The sequence below is a fragment of the Bacteroides sp. NSJ-39 genome, from assembly GCF_014287315.1.
Lineage (GTDB): Bacteria > Bacteroidota > Bacteroidia > Bacteroidales > Bacteroidaceae > Bacteroides > Bacteroides finegoldii.
Genome location: NZ_JACOOB010000001.1, coordinates 237,736 through 251,129 on the forward strand (window position 1 = coordinate 237,736; position 13,394 = coordinate 251,129).

General features: G+C 39.6%; 17 protein-coding genes. All 17 read right to left on the reverse strand.

Annotated features, from left to right (window positions below):
- Nucleotides 1-3: 3 nt before the first annotated feature.
- Nucleotides 4-1,452 carry a phage portal protein gene (locus H8S63_RS01200; protein ID WP_186925482.1) on the reverse strand — a complete coding sequence of 483 codons (1,449 nt, stop codon included), beginning with the start codon at nt 1,450-1,452 and terminating at the stop codon, nt 4-6.
- Between the two features lie 105 nt (nt 1,453-1,557).
- Nucleotides 1,558-1,872, reverse strand: a complete 315-nt coding sequence (locus tag H8S63_RS01205; protein WP_186925483.1) for a hypothetical protein — start codon at nt 1,870-1,872, stop codon at nt 1,558-1,560.
- 57 nt (nt 1,873-1,929) lie between these two features.
- Complete coding sequence (gene terL / locus H8S63_RS01210) at nt 1,930-3,375, reverse strand: phage terminase large subunit (protein ID WP_186925484.1); 1,446 nt, start codon at nt 3,373-3,375, stop codon at nt 1,930-1,932.
- A complete protein-coding gene (locus H8S63_RS01215; protein WP_186925485.1) occupies nt 3,356-3,850 on the reverse strand; it encodes a helix-turn-helix domain-containing protein in 495 nt (164 codons plus the stop codon). Before H8S63_RS01215 ends, terL begins: the two co-directional genes overlap by 20 nt.
- Before the next feature lie 3 nt (nt 3,851-3,853).
- A complete protein-coding gene (gene folE, locus H8S63_RS01220; protein ID WP_186925486.1) occupies nt 3,854-4,447 on the reverse strand; it encodes a GTP cyclohydrolase I in 594 nt (197 codons plus the stop codon).
- A complete protein-coding gene (locus H8S63_RS01225; protein ID WP_186925487.1) occupies nt 4,402-4,947 on the reverse strand; it encodes a 7-carboxy-7-deazaguanine synthase QueE in 546 nt (181 codons plus the stop codon). The genes folE and H8S63_RS01225 overlap by 46 nt, the downstream gene beginning before the upstream one ends.
- The gene (gene queD / locus H8S63_RS01230; protein ID WP_186925488.1) at nt 4,931-5,266 is read right to left on the reverse strand and encodes a 6-carboxytetrahydropterin synthase QueD; all 336 of its coding nucleotides are present in this window, start codon (nt 5,264-5,266) and stop codon (nt 4,931-4,933) included. The genes H8S63_RS01225 and queD overlap by 17 nt, the downstream gene beginning before the upstream one ends.
- 5 nt (nt 5,267-5,271) lie before the next feature.
- Nucleotides 5,272-6,180 (reverse strand): hypothetical protein, encoded by a 909-nt coding sequence (locus H8S63_RS01235; RefSeq protein WP_186925489.1) that lies wholly within the window; start codon nt 6,178-6,180, stop codon nt 5,272-5,274.
- Nucleotides 6,158-6,457, reverse strand: coding sequence for a hypothetical protein (locus H8S63_RS01240; protein WP_186925490.1), 300 nt, complete (start codon nt 6,455-6,457; stop codon nt 6,158-6,160). Before H8S63_RS01240 ends, H8S63_RS01235 begins: the two co-directional genes overlap by 23 nt.
- A gap of 22 nt (nt 6,458-6,479) precedes the next feature.
- Complete coding sequence (locus H8S63_RS01245) at nt 6,480-6,992, reverse strand: hypothetical protein (RefSeq protein ID WP_186925491.1); 513 nt, start codon at nt 6,990-6,992, stop codon at nt 6,480-6,482.
- Nucleotides 6,993-7,008: 16 nt separating this feature from the next.
- Nucleotides 7,009-7,572 (reverse strand): hypothetical protein, encoded by a 564-nt coding sequence (locus tag H8S63_RS01250; RefSeq protein WP_186925492.1) that lies wholly within the window; start codon nt 7,570-7,572, stop codon nt 7,009-7,011.
- A gap of 91 nt (nt 7,573-7,663) precedes the next feature.
- Nucleotides 7,664-8,116: a hypothetical protein gene (locus H8S63_RS19885; RefSeq protein ID WP_255467614.1), complete on the reverse strand. Its 453-nt coding sequence runs from the start codon at nt 8,114-8,116 to the stop codon at nt 7,664-7,666.
- 243 nt (nt 8,117-8,359) lie between these two features.
- The gene (locus H8S63_RS01260) at nt 8,360-9,124 is read right to left on the reverse strand and encodes a helix-turn-helix domain-containing protein (RefSeq protein ID WP_255467615.1); all 765 of its coding nucleotides are present in this window, start codon (nt 9,122-9,124) and stop codon (nt 8,360-8,362) included.
- Between the two features lie 42 nt (nt 9,125-9,166).
- The gene (locus H8S63_RS01265) at nt 9,167-10,450 is read right to left on the reverse strand and encodes a PcfJ domain-containing protein (RefSeq protein WP_186925493.1); all 1,284 of its coding nucleotides are present in this window, start codon (nt 10,448-10,450) and stop codon (nt 9,167-9,169) included.
- Nucleotides 10,447-10,839 (reverse strand): Cas9 inhibitor AcrIIA9 family protein, encoded by a 393-nt coding sequence (locus H8S63_RS01270; RefSeq protein WP_186925494.1) that lies wholly within the window; start codon nt 10,837-10,839, stop codon nt 10,447-10,449. Before H8S63_RS01270 ends, H8S63_RS01265 begins: the two co-directional genes overlap by 4 nt.
- 4 nt (nt 10,840-10,843) lie before the next feature.
- Entirely contained in the window at nt 10,844-11,959 is a 1,116-nt protein-coding gene (gene dnaN / locus H8S63_RS01275; protein WP_186925495.1) for a DNA polymerase III subunit beta, read from the reverse strand.
- A gap of 167 nt (nt 11,960-12,126) precedes the next feature.
- Complete coding sequence (locus H8S63_RS01280) at nt 12,127-13,383, reverse strand: phage integrase SAM-like domain-containing protein (protein WP_186925496.1); 1,257 nt, start codon at nt 13,381-13,383, stop codon at nt 12,127-12,129.
- Nucleotides 13,384-13,394: the final 11 nt, after the last annotated feature.

A 13,394-nucleotide genomic window follows, 5' to 3' on the forward strand; every position in this document is an offset into this window, starting at 1 on the left:
AAATTATAAAGTTGCTCCAATAAATGAATTATTTTGTGCAGTCTCTTTTTCGTCTTGCTTCTTACGATTCAATTCTGTTTCCACATCGTCAGTGTATGGTGAATTCTTTATAATCGTTTCCTTGCTATTGAATTGAGAAGCAGTTTCGAGGTTCTTGAGTTCTTCAGCCAGGTCCTGTGGGAGAATACTGCCAAACTCCACCTCAATAAAATTATCATTTAGCTGTGACGCATACTTGGTATGTGTAATATTAGCCATTCCTGCTTGAACTATTGCCACGGTACGTTGAACAGCAGGGCCGAAGATTTCCATCTGCTCACTGGCTTTTATTTCTGCATCAATCAGCATAAATCGGCGAGATGTCCCGCTTAAGTTACCTAATCCCATTAGTTTATTCATTGATAAATCAGGGCTGGAAGCTCCGGAGTGTATGGCATCATCTAATTGGTTAAGTTCGAGTGTAACGGATTCACAAGACTGTTGCCATGCTAAGTAATCGGCATCACCATGATACGACGTACCGGTATCAGGGTCTATTTCTATTCCGAAGTTCAATTCCTTGCCAACTGTCTCTTTACTCGGTAGATTTGCAAGGCCATAGGTTTTTAAAATTGGTTCAGAGAAATAATCATTTGTATCTGACAGACGGGAAAGTCTCATCTCCTTTTTATCCATCAAATTAGCAACATCGTCCCAATCAGGACAATCGACCTCGGCATATACTACCGGAATCTTACCGAAAAGATTTTTTGTCTTTTTCACTAGCCAAACGCCATCCATAACACCGGAGTAGATAGTATCTTTCGTGTATATCTTCACGCATTCGCAAGTACGACCATTAACCTCTGCATTGTATTTATAGAGAAAGCCGTCCATATCGTCGTCTTCATCGAAATGCGGATAGAATTCACATTCGGTATTGCTATCTTTGGGAGTAGAGAGGATTTTAACCTTTAGCTGACTCTTACCATCATCCCGGGTAACCGGATAGAAAACAATAGCAGCTTTGGTTTCAGACAATACCTTGCGGGCAAACTCTTTTAATACTGATTGCATCTTGAGCTTACGCTTGTAGACCTTTTTAAACTCGCTGAAACCGTCGTTTGAATCTTCGGCTGTGATAGTCATTTCACCACCAAACAGAAAGGCAACAGAGGTGCGAACTATCTTTTTGGGTAGATTAGTCACTACTTGAGCGACTTCTACAGTTTTATCCTCTAGTCTCTTAGGTCTTTCTTCTCCTGTATCGGCATCAACCTCTTTTTCTGTTTCCGAATATACAGCAATCTTCTTCCGTTCACGATACCCGACAGATTCTTTACGTCGAGTCCTGTCGCCATCGTATTCTTCCATATACTCGCGAGGATTGCGGTTCTCGCGTGTATCAACGCATAAATCACCTACTATGCTACCAAAGTCATCTTTCTTTAGAATATCCTTAATATCTGGCATATACTTTTCTCTTAAAATATAATGCCAGACAAAATATACTCCAATAATTGGCAGAGGATGTTGACAATTTGTCAGCATCCTCTGCCAATATAAATCTAAGAACTCTTAAATGCCATGCCTAGCATCCTCTTCATCAGATTTTTCCAAAGCCCTCTTATACCCCCAGAAACTTTCTTGGTCCATACCATCCATATAATCCTGCTCCAGTTTTGATATAAAAGCATTTCTTGCCGCTTCTGACAATAAAGCTAAAGTTATATCAGCATAGACACATTTAATAAAGATTTTATCCCCATCTTGGGTCACTTCATAATAATTACCATTTTCTCCTTGACTAGCAGCATTTGCTAATTCATAAATTTCATTGTAATCATCCAAATTTACTCCGTGAAGAAATTCATCAAAATTTGTTGTCGACATAATATTATTTTTTAAATTAATATTATAATCAAAATACAAAAAGCGTACCATAAACAATTATCCACGTCCTACCTTGCGATTTGAAGTTTTTAATTTCAGACCGAGTGATTCGGCAAACTCAGCGAGTATTGTCATTCCGTCCGGTGCATCATCGTGAGCGTTATCACCCTCGCGCTTGTAACTGGTAAGAGCTTTCATGAAACGGCCATAATCCGAACCTTTGGTGTATTCCAATTCATCGAGGAAAGCACAGTACTTCTTTATCCAACCGGCCTTCATAATGATTCGTGTTGGTTTGTGTTGTGTAGTAGGACGGGCTTGTATGATGCAAGCTTTCTTTTCCGCCGTTACCAATTTACGGACATGGATAGCAAATATGCGTCCACCGTTGTTTGATTCAATACGCATCTGGTCGCATTCGGTATCAATTACCATTTGAGCCAGGCGCGGCTCTGTAACTTCTACAGGGGCCTTGGTAAATAGTACATCCGTAATAAAGTACTTCGGCCCGAATACCTTTGCGAATGGTGCGCAAAAATCATCATCTCCCTTGTCTGCCGTATCACAACCACCGATAACACCATCAGGTTTCTTTCCTGCGATATCAGCACTTTTAAAACGCATGAGAGCAGATTTAGGGAATAATAGGCCTTTGGCTTCGAAGGGCTCCTGCATATACTCGGCCATCCAGATACTTTCGTCTGTTTCAGAACGTAGTTCCTTGTAGTACTCTGTTGTATGTACATCGGCACAGAAAGTTTCGTCGTTCTCATCCAGGGCGGCAATACGAATGATTTCATTGTACTTGCCGGCTTCTTCCATGCGTCCGAGGACATCATTAGAAGACCAGCGTGTACCGATGTCAATCATGCAGCAGCTTCCTTCAATACGTGAATCGTGCGTACCTTGTTTCCAAGACCATACCTTCTCGTTATTATTGTCGGATAACGCATCTTCCAGGCTCTTGTACAAGTCGTCTGTCATAGCTAGCATAGAAGCACCGAATCCGATCACAGTACCGCCGACACCGCCACCGAAGTAGCTTACCTGCCGAGCACCTTCTACATTCCAACCTTTGACATTCTGTTTATCTCCTTTTAGGTGAATCTCAGTAAATATCTCATGATAACGTTTTGATTTGACAATATCGCGGGTATCATAAGAGAGCTTGTTGTATAACGTGTCAGAACAACAGTTACGCATTACAGATTCTTCGGGAAAGTGGCCGTACATCCAAGCGATGAAAAGAGAGGATATATAAGACTTTCCGGCACGTGGTGGCATACTGACAGCAAGACGGTAGATTATACCCGCAGAATACGAGCTATACACACGCATGAACGCTTCAGCGACTTTTTTTAGGAACAGACGTTTAGAGAAAAACTTCGGATCATAGTATAAACAGAACGCCCAAAAGTCTTTCTTTGCTATTCGTTTGCGGAGTATGGTAGCAGCTTTCGCCTTACGAATCAATATTTCTCTTTTACTTTTCTTCTTTACCATCAATAATAGACTGTAACTGTTCGTCACTCAATCCTTCCAGTTCATCACCAATATTCACATTTGCATCAACTTCTTTCTTGTCACGCCATTTCTCCGGCTGCCGGTTCTTCAGCCAAAATATTGCAGCCGTTGTATCAGGAGGATAATGCTCTATGTATTCTTTTGAATCAGTAATCTTTCCTTCTGATGTTGCGAATTTGGTGGCTTTACAGTCATAGCCGATGGCACGGTTATAAAGACGGGATGCAACATTAGCATCTGCAATATTCTTTCCCTTTTTTAGGGACTCAAGAAATTCGGGATAGTCCTTTTTCCATTTGTTCAATGTTTGTTCGGAAACAGAGAAGAATTCGGCTAGCTCTTTATCCGTTGCACCCAACAAACAAAGCTTTAAGGCCTGATCGGAGAATTCTATTCTGTATTCCGATTTACGCCCTCTTTTTTTCTTTTCAGCCGGATTCTTCTTCTCTGTCATAAATTAACCATAACTAACAAACTGTGATAATTCAGCCTTCAATTCAGGCAACTTTCCATTATCAAAATAGAACGAAGAATGCATTTTTCCTGCTTTTTTCACACCGCGCATCGATTTGCAGAGATGTTCACCCTCCATAATTATTCCAACAGCTAGCGGTGGGTGTTCTTTTCCGAGTGCATCCACTATCATCATAACGACATCTTGAGCTAATCTCTCCTGTACCTGTAAACGGGCTGCACAATAATCGATAACACGGCCAATCTTTGAGATACCTAATATGCTTCCTTCTGGATTAGGAATATAGGCAAACCAATACTTTCCGAAGAAGGGCATCATGTGGTGCTCGCACATTGAGTAGTAGGTACCAGAGTCTGCTACTATGCTATTAAAGGATAATCCATCTTTACCATTTGGGAAAATTGTTACTTTTGGCGCCTGTTCTGGATCGTACCCGCGAAATAGTTCTTTCCACATTCTAACAATACGTTCCGGTGTTCCTTTTAATCCTTCTCGTTCTGGATTGTCACCAATGTACGATAAGATTGTTCTTACTGCATATTCAATATCTTTTGTGTCTGTAGACTTAGTTTCCATTTAGGGTGTTCTTTTACGTAGTTAATAACTTCTTCTGTGTTTTGGCAGGAGCATGGTTGTAGATAATACACGGCTGCTGTCATTGCTTCATAGGCTGATAGGTCCTGTCCTGTATATACGACCTTTATTTCATGAGGATTGACTATAATAACCTTGCTGCCTTCTTTAGGCGAACAAGTCACCCAGTCAATGTTTCTTGGAATAGGGACGGTCCCGTTTGTTTCTATCTGAACGAACTTCCCTGCCTGATGGAGCTTATTGATAAACTTTCGATCTACCTGCAATCCCGGCTCGCCACCGGTCAAAACAACGAAGCGAGTAGGATAGAAGCAAATCTTTTTGATAATTTCCTCATCCGACATTTCTCTTCCGGAAGAATGTTGTGTATCACAGAAGGGGCATTTCAAATTACATCCGGAGAAACGAACGAAAACAGCAGGAGTACCAGTACGATAACCTTCTCCCTGAATACTATAAAAAATCTCATTTATCTTTTTCATACCACGCAATATTATTTTCTGATTCTTGTACCATTACTTTAAAACATCCCGGTACCTGACCGCAAATCCATTTTGCCATATTCTCCGCAGTTGTGTTGAATGGAAGAACCTCATTCAGATTCTTGTGATCTAACTTATCTTGTATTTTTTGTTTGATATGACTGAAATCAATTACCATTCCATCGGAATTCAGGTCTTTTGCCTGGCACCAAACAATTATAATCCAATTGTGCCCGTGCAGGTTCTGACATTTGCTCTCGTAGGATAGCTTCAAGCTATGTGAAGCTGAAATCTCAATACGCTTTTTTACTGTATACATAATTTTCATCTTTGGTTACCTAATAAATAATCATATTCGTGCAGGCTTAACTCGCCTGCTAAACATACTTTTGCCAACGTGAGTTTAGAACAGGAGTTGAATCTATATTTAGTTATTAGCTGATCCACATTTTCGGCATAAAACTCCAACAGTTTAGATTCATCCAAATCTCCGATATACTTCGGTATCTTTTTCCCATTAATGACAAAAGGCAATTTCGGCCATCTTACGATTGCACTCCACGTCGTACTATCAGCACTTGTGCAAAAGCGATTCTCTTTCAACATCTTCGATTCGGTACACCCTAACAGATGTATGTCAATTTGTGGCTTTCTTTGCTTGATATACCTAGTCAAATGAGCAACATCTGTTTTATAGGTACAACTCTTGTGTATTCTTAATTCTGGAACGCTTATCGCAATGTAATCGGAGAAATCAATCATACGATTTAAACCTTCCTTTCCATCTTCCAAATGAAAGACATTGATTATCCTGTTATTGGGAAGAAGTCGTTTCATTTCTTTTCTAAAAGACCATGCCATTTCAGGAGAGAGGATCTTCTGACAGTCTACTTCAACACATGTACCTTTGAAGCCCGTTTCCTTCACGAAATCAACTAACTTCAACATCCAAGTGTACAGGAATGCTTCGTCTCGCTTTCCTTTATCAGCTCCAAACATCAGAGTAAAAAGCCCAGAATCCATGATTACATGTTCACCAAGGGAAGATACTAATGAAGGAATGATATTGTTCCTATTCCTATTAGAAAGTTTCCCATTCAGCATTTGCTTTACGAATGGATAGCAAGTAAATAGGAAGTATTTAACTCCGACAGAATGAAGTGCTGTTAGCTTGTCTAGGTTCTCGCATCCGGCAAAATGGACTTTCAGATTATCTTTGAATAATGGATCCACCGAAACCGTCCTCCAGTACTTTAGCTTCCGACATTTCTGGAAAACGATTTAAAAGCCACGTGGCGACATCTTCACACGACAATGAGCCGAACTCACATGGCGCCCCAAATTCTTCCTGTAACTTGGCTGAAAGCTGTTCTTGCATGGTATTAATTTCGATTTCCCTGTTATTGTGTGACACTTTGAACTCACAACTGATAATGAATATATGCCGATGACGTTTCGATAGATATGCGCACGAAGCTGGAGCATCCGGATAGGAGTGAAATCCGATCACTTGATTATATGTTATGACCTTTTTAATCATGTTTTCCCTCCTTCTCGTGCACGTTTTTACCACAGAAAGGACAAATCAAAACCTTATCTTTTTTGGATACCAGCTGTGTGCTTCCACTAAAGAAATCATCTAATTTATCTTCATCGATGTTGAAGTTCGGAATATCCAGATTCCAGTCACATAGCTTATCAAGGTCGATGTCCTCAACAATAGCAGAGAAGTTAAAATGAGAAGTGTCGGAAGTATGATTGTCCGCTAAGGCAAGCAACCTTCTTTTTTCATCTTCCGTAGATAAGTCGGTACGCTTAATAACGACTAACTCTTTACCATCGGACTCGATAATCCGTACTTTGAGTCCTAGCTTTTGAGCTTCCTCATAGACACCGTTTCCAGCGATTAACACACTATTCCGGTCAGCCAACACGGACCGACCGGCTCCACATTCAACAAGGCTTTTGTGGATAAGCCGCTTGTTTTCGTCCCCATGGATACGATAGTTCCGGGGATCAATTGTAATTTTTTCTTTTTCTTCCATGACCAAGGAATTTCAATTAAAATATAGATTCCCCGGCTATTTTCTTTCTAATAAGTTCTTGTACTCCGTTATATATCTCATATAGCTGCTTCAATGTCTCCGGACCTTCCCATTCAGAGAAATTTCCATCCTGGAAGAAATGAAACTCAAACACATGTGCAGCTAAATCTCCGAGTTCTAAGCTTTCAAATGTATCTCTTACTAAATGCAGCCTGTCTAATATTTCAGCATTTCGATCTACTGAATCATCTGAAATATCCTCGATATCCAGCCTGGAATAATCTACATTATCATCCACTGGTAAAGGTTTGTATCTACTTCGGTACTGTGAAGTAGGAGAGGATGCGTTCAACTTTATCATCTTCAAAACAAAGAAATCAAGCTCTGTATAGCCATTTTTCTTTGTGTTGAGTAATTTATCAAGTAGCTTGCTTTGCTTCTGAAGGAGCGAACATATGACCTCATTTAGGACGTCTGTTGCTTCGTCTGAAATGCCAGCAAGCCCACAATGATACAAAGAGTAATCAAGCCATCGCTCGTAGCGCTTAGTTATGTAATTATTTACTGCTTCACTTGCCATATGCATAAAGATTTTATATATTTGCTGTTCCTAATAGCAATACAAAGCTTTATGCTTATGAAAGCGGTCGGTGGTGGTACGCCGGCCGCATTTATTTTTCCAACTCTTTATCCTTGGCAATGTTGTAATTACACAAATACATTCCTATATCCATTTCGGCCACATCTTTAGCAGGAATCTTCTCACCGTAGATTTTATGCAGAGCTTCATTGTCGCCTCCCCATGCTCTCCATAGAACTTTTGCGTCGTACTTCTCCGGTAGATGTGGGAAGAACTTCAGAAAGGCCTCAAAACTTTGCATTGCTTCTTCTCGAGCGTTTTTAATACCTTTTGTACCTAGAACGATGTCTTTAGACAATGTCTCTGATCGGGAATATCCGTTCTCCGTGTCTTGACGTATCCTGATGTTTTCCTTATGCTCAATCTCTCTACGTCTGTCTTTGCAAAAATCGGCAAGCGCTACCATGATAGCTTGATTGTTGATTTTCGTCCCCACACAAATTGTCCTCGGCTGCCATTCTTTAGCTGGGAGAAGAAAATGCATAACTCGGCTAAGTTCAGGTACCAGTAACTAGATAAAATTGATAAGGCTGTTTCCGCCAGTTGAGCATCGGTTAGTTCAACACCGGCATATCTTAATACTGACTTCAAATGTTCAGTAATAATCTCTACTGATGTCGAATTGCTAAAGCTTCTGTTTACGTCAGCTAGAGTAGGGATATTCTCAGCATTAGCCACATCAAACAATGAGACATTACAGTTCAATTGCGCGATTGTCCCGCTCCATTCAGCGACCAATTGGGAGGCTGTCAATCCAGTCTGTAAGGCCTGCTGTATCGGAGTTAGCTCCTTTCGGATTACTGCTGTCTCCTGGACTATCTGCAACGGGGTTAGTACCGCCTGCATCCCTGCTTTTATTAATTCTCCGTTCATCTTTCTTGTTTTTAAGTTCAACTGTCAACCATCGGGCAAAGTGAGACATCGCATCTTTAGACGACTTCGTCGTTTCTCCCTCATTCTGTAATTTCATAAAGAACTTCTCCAAATACCCGTAAAAGGCTTCTAACGTGAAATCAGGGTTGCCGGAAGAACGAGTGTTCATCGTTACTGTTTCCGCCCATGACTGATTCGATTTCAGTTCAGTATAACAGTCGTCTAAAGTCTTATCGAAAAAACTATCAGCCGGAAACAGTTCTCCCACGCGTGAGGGAGATATTGTCTTATTGTCTTTAGTCTTATCTTTAAGGTTAACCGTTTTACTTACCGTTTTACTTACCCTTTTACTTACCTCTTTACTTACCGTTTTACTTTCGTCAAGTAAGTAATAAACTGGCGATTTTGCATTCTTTTTACCCGATTCGAAAGTTATTAAACCTTTTTGCTGCAATCTGTTCCTAACTTCAATGACGGTCTTCTCTGATATACCGGTTGCGAGGACGATAGTCTTGTTGGGATGTTCAAACGGATTCTGCCAACCCCGAATATTGCACTCATTCAAGAGATAGAAGTACAAAAAGACTTCGTTCGGGCTGAATTCTACACTTCGATTCATCTTCCAAAATTGGTTTATATAATCTATATAGGTCATTGTATGCTATGCCGTCAGTCTTTGACGTATTAAGTTCATATTTTTTTTTACGAGTCCGATAATACGGTTATGGTACTCGGTATCTTGGTTACAGACCCCTTGAGACTGAACAATACTGAATGTCTTTAAATTGACCTCTATAGTCTCAACATGTTTCTTGCCTATTCGGGCAGAAAGAATGAGTGAATCCTTTTCTTTATAATATTTATTTGTAAAGACGCAATGGTGCATGATTTCACCTTCTTGTTGAAACTCTTCAATACTTTTGAGCGGTACTACGACTATTTTACCATCATACATTTTTAGGTCAAAGAACTTCGATTTTTCTTTGATATAATTCTCTGCATCCTTCTTGAGTTTAAGCAGACGTTGCATATCCTTGGCCTTACGTTCTTTTTCATCATCACGTTTTTTTCTCGCCACATACAAGTCATGAGCTTTTTTTAGATTCTTAGGACAAACGTAATGAGCGTTATGCAAATCTTTATGATAATGATCTAGTAGTTCTAGATAATCAAACCACATCGAAACATCTTTAATCCGATATTTATTGCGAAGACAAATTTTTATAGACGGCCAATACATATCAATCTTGTAACGGTGGTCCTCGAAATAATCTATTAATTCATAACGTCTTGCCTTTAGAAGTGTTTCAGCCTTGGGAGAATGGGGAATCGTATTGGTGGCAGTAAGAAATGACATACCGCGTAATTTACAATCTATACCCATTCGAATATATTTAGGTCTAAAGACAGAGGCCGGATGATAGCGTTCGCAATAAATATCATTGTTATGATTGTAATAATACGATCCAATAACTTTATTCCGTATCTCCAGTTCTCCGCACCAGCCATTGAATCCCATATTATTGGCACGAGCTACTACTTCCCGGTTACCGTCGTCTTTTATCCAATGTTGCAGTATCTCACGAATATAATAACAAGGCTTTGTTTCTGATCGGTAATAAGCAATCAATTCAAAACTTCGGATAACTTGGAATTCCTCACAAATTTCTGCCTTGCCAATAAACATTGTCTGTTTATTGATACGCTTCCTCGACTGCTCTATTTTCAAAGACGTATCACAATGAGGACAAACAGCACGTTTACGTTTTACAAGTTCCGGAGCGAAGCGTTGGCCGCACTCCATACATATAACACGTGACTTTGTTGCATACCCTATATGATTTAAACAATCATCTTTAGCCCAGTCAATCATCATATTATCAATATTAGGTAGCTGGCTGCTTAAATCAGCTACTCTGACTTGAAGTTTAGTTCTTGGTCTCATAACTCATCAAATAATAAAAATTGTCCTGATGGTATTTCTGTTTTCTTCCCTTTACGCTTATTAGGGGCAGAATCCGGCTTTTTAGTTTCCGGTTGTTCTGTAGCCGCTTCTTTTTTCGCATTCCCAGTTGATACCTTATAATTGGTCTGCTTACTTACTTTGATATTATCTTCATCGTAGTAATGAACTGCAAGCCCGAATACTTCATCGTCAGACATGAATACAGCGTTATCACCGCGTTTTTTAGCTTCACCTATAATGTAGTTGCAACATTCATCTATATTCTTGCTTTGCTTCGCAAAAGAGGTGGCAAAGAGGGAATCCCTCTTTGCGCGTTGCTCTAAATAAGATTGAATAACCTGTTTGAATGATTGATTCTCTTTTCCCATAGCTTTAATTATTAATTGATAAAGGCATTAATAGGTAGGTTAAGCTTTTTACTTCTTCGTCACAGCGGGTAAGAAGTGAGGCTTGCGATGGATCGCTCATAGTGATGGCAATATCTTCCGAAGGAATGTTATTCACCATTTCAATCAAGAAGCTGCTTCTAAAGCCGATTTCAATATTACAGCCTGACTGTAGGGGAATCGTTTCTTCTGCAGACTTAGAGAAATCTAAATCATGAGCTGCAATTTTAAGAGAGTCGGAATCGAACTTGAGTACTACCAAAGATGAACTTTCATCACAGAAGACAGATACACGTTTTAAAGCTGACACAATATCAACTTTCTTTAATACAGCACGATTGGGTTGCTTTTGAGGAATAACAGCGCGATAATTAGGGAACCGGCCTTCAATCATACGACAAATTAATCGATATGAGTCAAATTCAAATAAGATATTGGTCTGATTTACCGAAATCTCTACATTCATACAATCTTCCGGAACAATATTGGAGAGGACCTTTGCGAACTTGCTTGGCAGGATGAAGGCTGCCCGTTCCTTACGTGTGTAGGGCGATGGATTCTCAATCATAGCCAATCGAGTTCCATCCGTTGCGACAAATGACATCGAATCTAGGCCTATATCAAAATAGACACCATTCAGCACCGGACGGAGCTCGTCATTAGCACTACAAATTAATGTCTGCTTTATTCCGTATAATAAATCATTACCTGATACAAGGAATGGGGTAGCGGTATTATCCGTATTCATAGAGGGATACTGCTCTTCCTTTTCAAGCGGTATTGAGAACTTGCCATTGGCGTATTTGACAATCAGTTCTTTTTTTAGGATAGATATCGTCAATGGCTGTTCAGGGATTTCTTTTAATCCGTCAAGCAAAGTTTTCGCATTGGCCATAAAAGAATGATTGGTAAAATCTGCTTTTCCATCTATATTCGTTGTGATACGCCCGGCTTCTTCTCCTGCTGTTACCAGGATGATTCCAAATTCGTCGATGACAAACAAAAAGTTGTCATAGGCCGGTATTGAATTTTTGGGCTGTATGATTCGCCCGATTGATTTAAGCTTATCCAATAAAGCTGTTTTTGAAACTGTTATTTCCATGCGTCATTGTTTTTTATGGCGCATAACATAGAGAAGAGAAGGGATTCAGTAATATGAGGCTGTTGAAGTTTATAGAAACAACAAAAGCCGGATAAAAACATTGTTTTATCCAGCTCGACACCATTATGTTTGCAAATATAGAGAGAGTTTTTTAATTCGCAAACGTTTCAGTCTTTTTTTTCTTCTTTTTTCTGTAATAAATCCAAAACAGCACGATTTGCCTTGTCGCAAATGCTATAGTCTATATCAATGTAGATGTCAGCCATCTTGTAGTCATTGTTAACATGTCCTAGGCAGAAGTCTATATCAGCTTTGGGGATTCCCGCTTTGTTGCGCGCCAAACTGGCCCAGCTGTGGCGCGCCCAGTTCGTGGTGATCTTGAAATCGAGTTCTAAGTTCATGCAAATGTCTTTCAGCCCATTATTGACTGCCCGCATAAAATTATTCAAGTTACAATAGTTGGTATGAAAGTAAGAGAGGAAATAACCCTCTGTGTATTTATCAAGGAGGATGCGGAGTTCCGGTTCTATTTTTATCGAAAGCGGTATTTGCTCATGATTGTTCCGCGTTTTTGTTTTTGAACGTGTGTATTCCAGCCTTCCACGACGTTCACATGATATGCTATATAAATCATTGATGTTGATTCCCATCATATAGAACATCATCATAAAGACATCACGGGCCATATTAGTACATTTCTTATCAGACTGAAAATCTCGGATTTTTAATAAGGTGTTGGTATCTATATTCTTTCGTTTTCTCCGATACTCCGGGATTTCAACTTTCTTGAATGGGTCGCCAGGAATCCTTATAATATCAAAGTCTTCGTTATTATAATAGAGTTTTGCCTTGTTATACAATGCTCTTATTCCCCTAAGATAATGGCTTACCGTGCCTGGTTCTAAAGGTGTGCCGGCAGGTCCGGAGTGATATAAGTCTTTGATCATCTTATTTAGCATGAATGAAGTGATAAGTTTTATATCTATCTTTTTTCTTTTCATGTACCAGCATAGGGTATCGATAGAAGATCTGTACCATTCGGCTGTTTTTCTCTTTTCCGTTTGAATTACTATATTTTGAGTAAACTCTACAAAATCTATAAACTCGGCATCAGGAACTAATGATTTTTCTATTTCTTTTTTTAAGTCCTTACATGACATAAATTGGGTTCTTTCTTGTCCTAGCTTCAAATACTCTCTCCTGATCTTTTGGATATACGCATTTATTTCGTACTCTATCATTTCACTGTTAGGTACGTTGGGTAGGATCCGACCGGAGTCGTCCATGCTTTCAGGACGGATATAATAACCGGTAGCTATGTACTGTGACTCTCTATTGTGATAGATTCTAATTTTTATATTTGATGTTCCATCTTGCTTGACATGTCTTCCACTTTGGAAAACGACTGCTTTAAATGTTGCCATACTGCTTTAAT

Coding starts and splice junctions, on each gene's coding strand:
- folE (WP_186925486.1), bottom strand. CDS start 4,447: ATGGAAACTAAGTCTACAGACACAAAAGATATTGAATATGCAGTAAGA.
- H8S63_RS01245 (WP_186925491.1), bottom strand. CDS start 6,992: ATGGAAGAAAAAGAAAAAATTACAATTGATCCCCGGAACTATCGTATC.
- queD (WP_186925488.1), bottom strand. CDS start 5,266: ATGTATACAGTAAAAAAGCGTATTGAGATTTCAGCTTCACATAGCTTG.
- H8S63_RS01205 (WP_186925483.1), bottom strand. CDS start 1,872: ATGTCGACAACAAATTTTGATGAATTTCTTCACGGAGTAAATTTGGAT.
- H8S63_RS01265 (WP_186925493.1), bottom strand. CDS start 10,450: ATGAGACCAAGAACTAAACTTCAAGTCAGAGTAGCTGATTTAAGCAGC.
- dnaN (WP_186925495.1), bottom strand. CDS start 11,959: ATGGAAATAACAGTTTCAAAAACAGCTTTATTGGATAAGCTTAAATCA.
- H8S63_RS01280 (WP_186925496.1), bottom strand. CDS start 13,383: ATGGCAACATTTAAAGCAGTCGTTTTCCAAAGTGGAAGACATGTCAAG.
- H8S63_RS01200 (WP_186925482.1), bottom strand. CDS start 1,452: ATGCCAGATATTAAGGATATTCTAAAGAAAGATGACTTTGGTAGCATA.
- H8S63_RS01270 (WP_186925494.1), bottom strand. CDS start 10,839: ATGGGAAAAGAGAATCAATCATTCAAACAGGTTATTCAATCTTATTTA.
- H8S63_RS01215 (WP_186925485.1), bottom strand. CDS start 3,850: ATGACAGAGAAGAAGAATCCGGCTGAAAAGAAAAAAAGAGGGCGTAAA.
- terL (WP_186925484.1), bottom strand. CDS start 3,375: ATGGTAAAGAAGAAAAGTAAAAGAGAAATATTGATTCGTAAGGCGAAA.
- H8S63_RS01225 (WP_186925487.1), bottom strand. CDS start 4,947: ATGAAAAAGATAAATGAGATTTTTTATAGTATTCAGGGAGAAGGTTAT.
- H8S63_RS01250 (WP_186925492.1), bottom strand. CDS start 7,572: ATGGCAAGTGAAGCAGTAAATAATTACATAACTAAGCGCTACGAGCGA.
- H8S63_RS19885 (WP_255467614.1), bottom strand. CDS start 8,116: ATGCATTTTCTTCTCCCAGCTAAAGAATGGCAGCCGAGGACAATTTGT.
- H8S63_RS01260 (WP_255467615.1), bottom strand. CDS start 9,124: ATGAATCGAAGTGTAGAATTCAGCCCGAACGAAGTCTTTTTGTACTTC.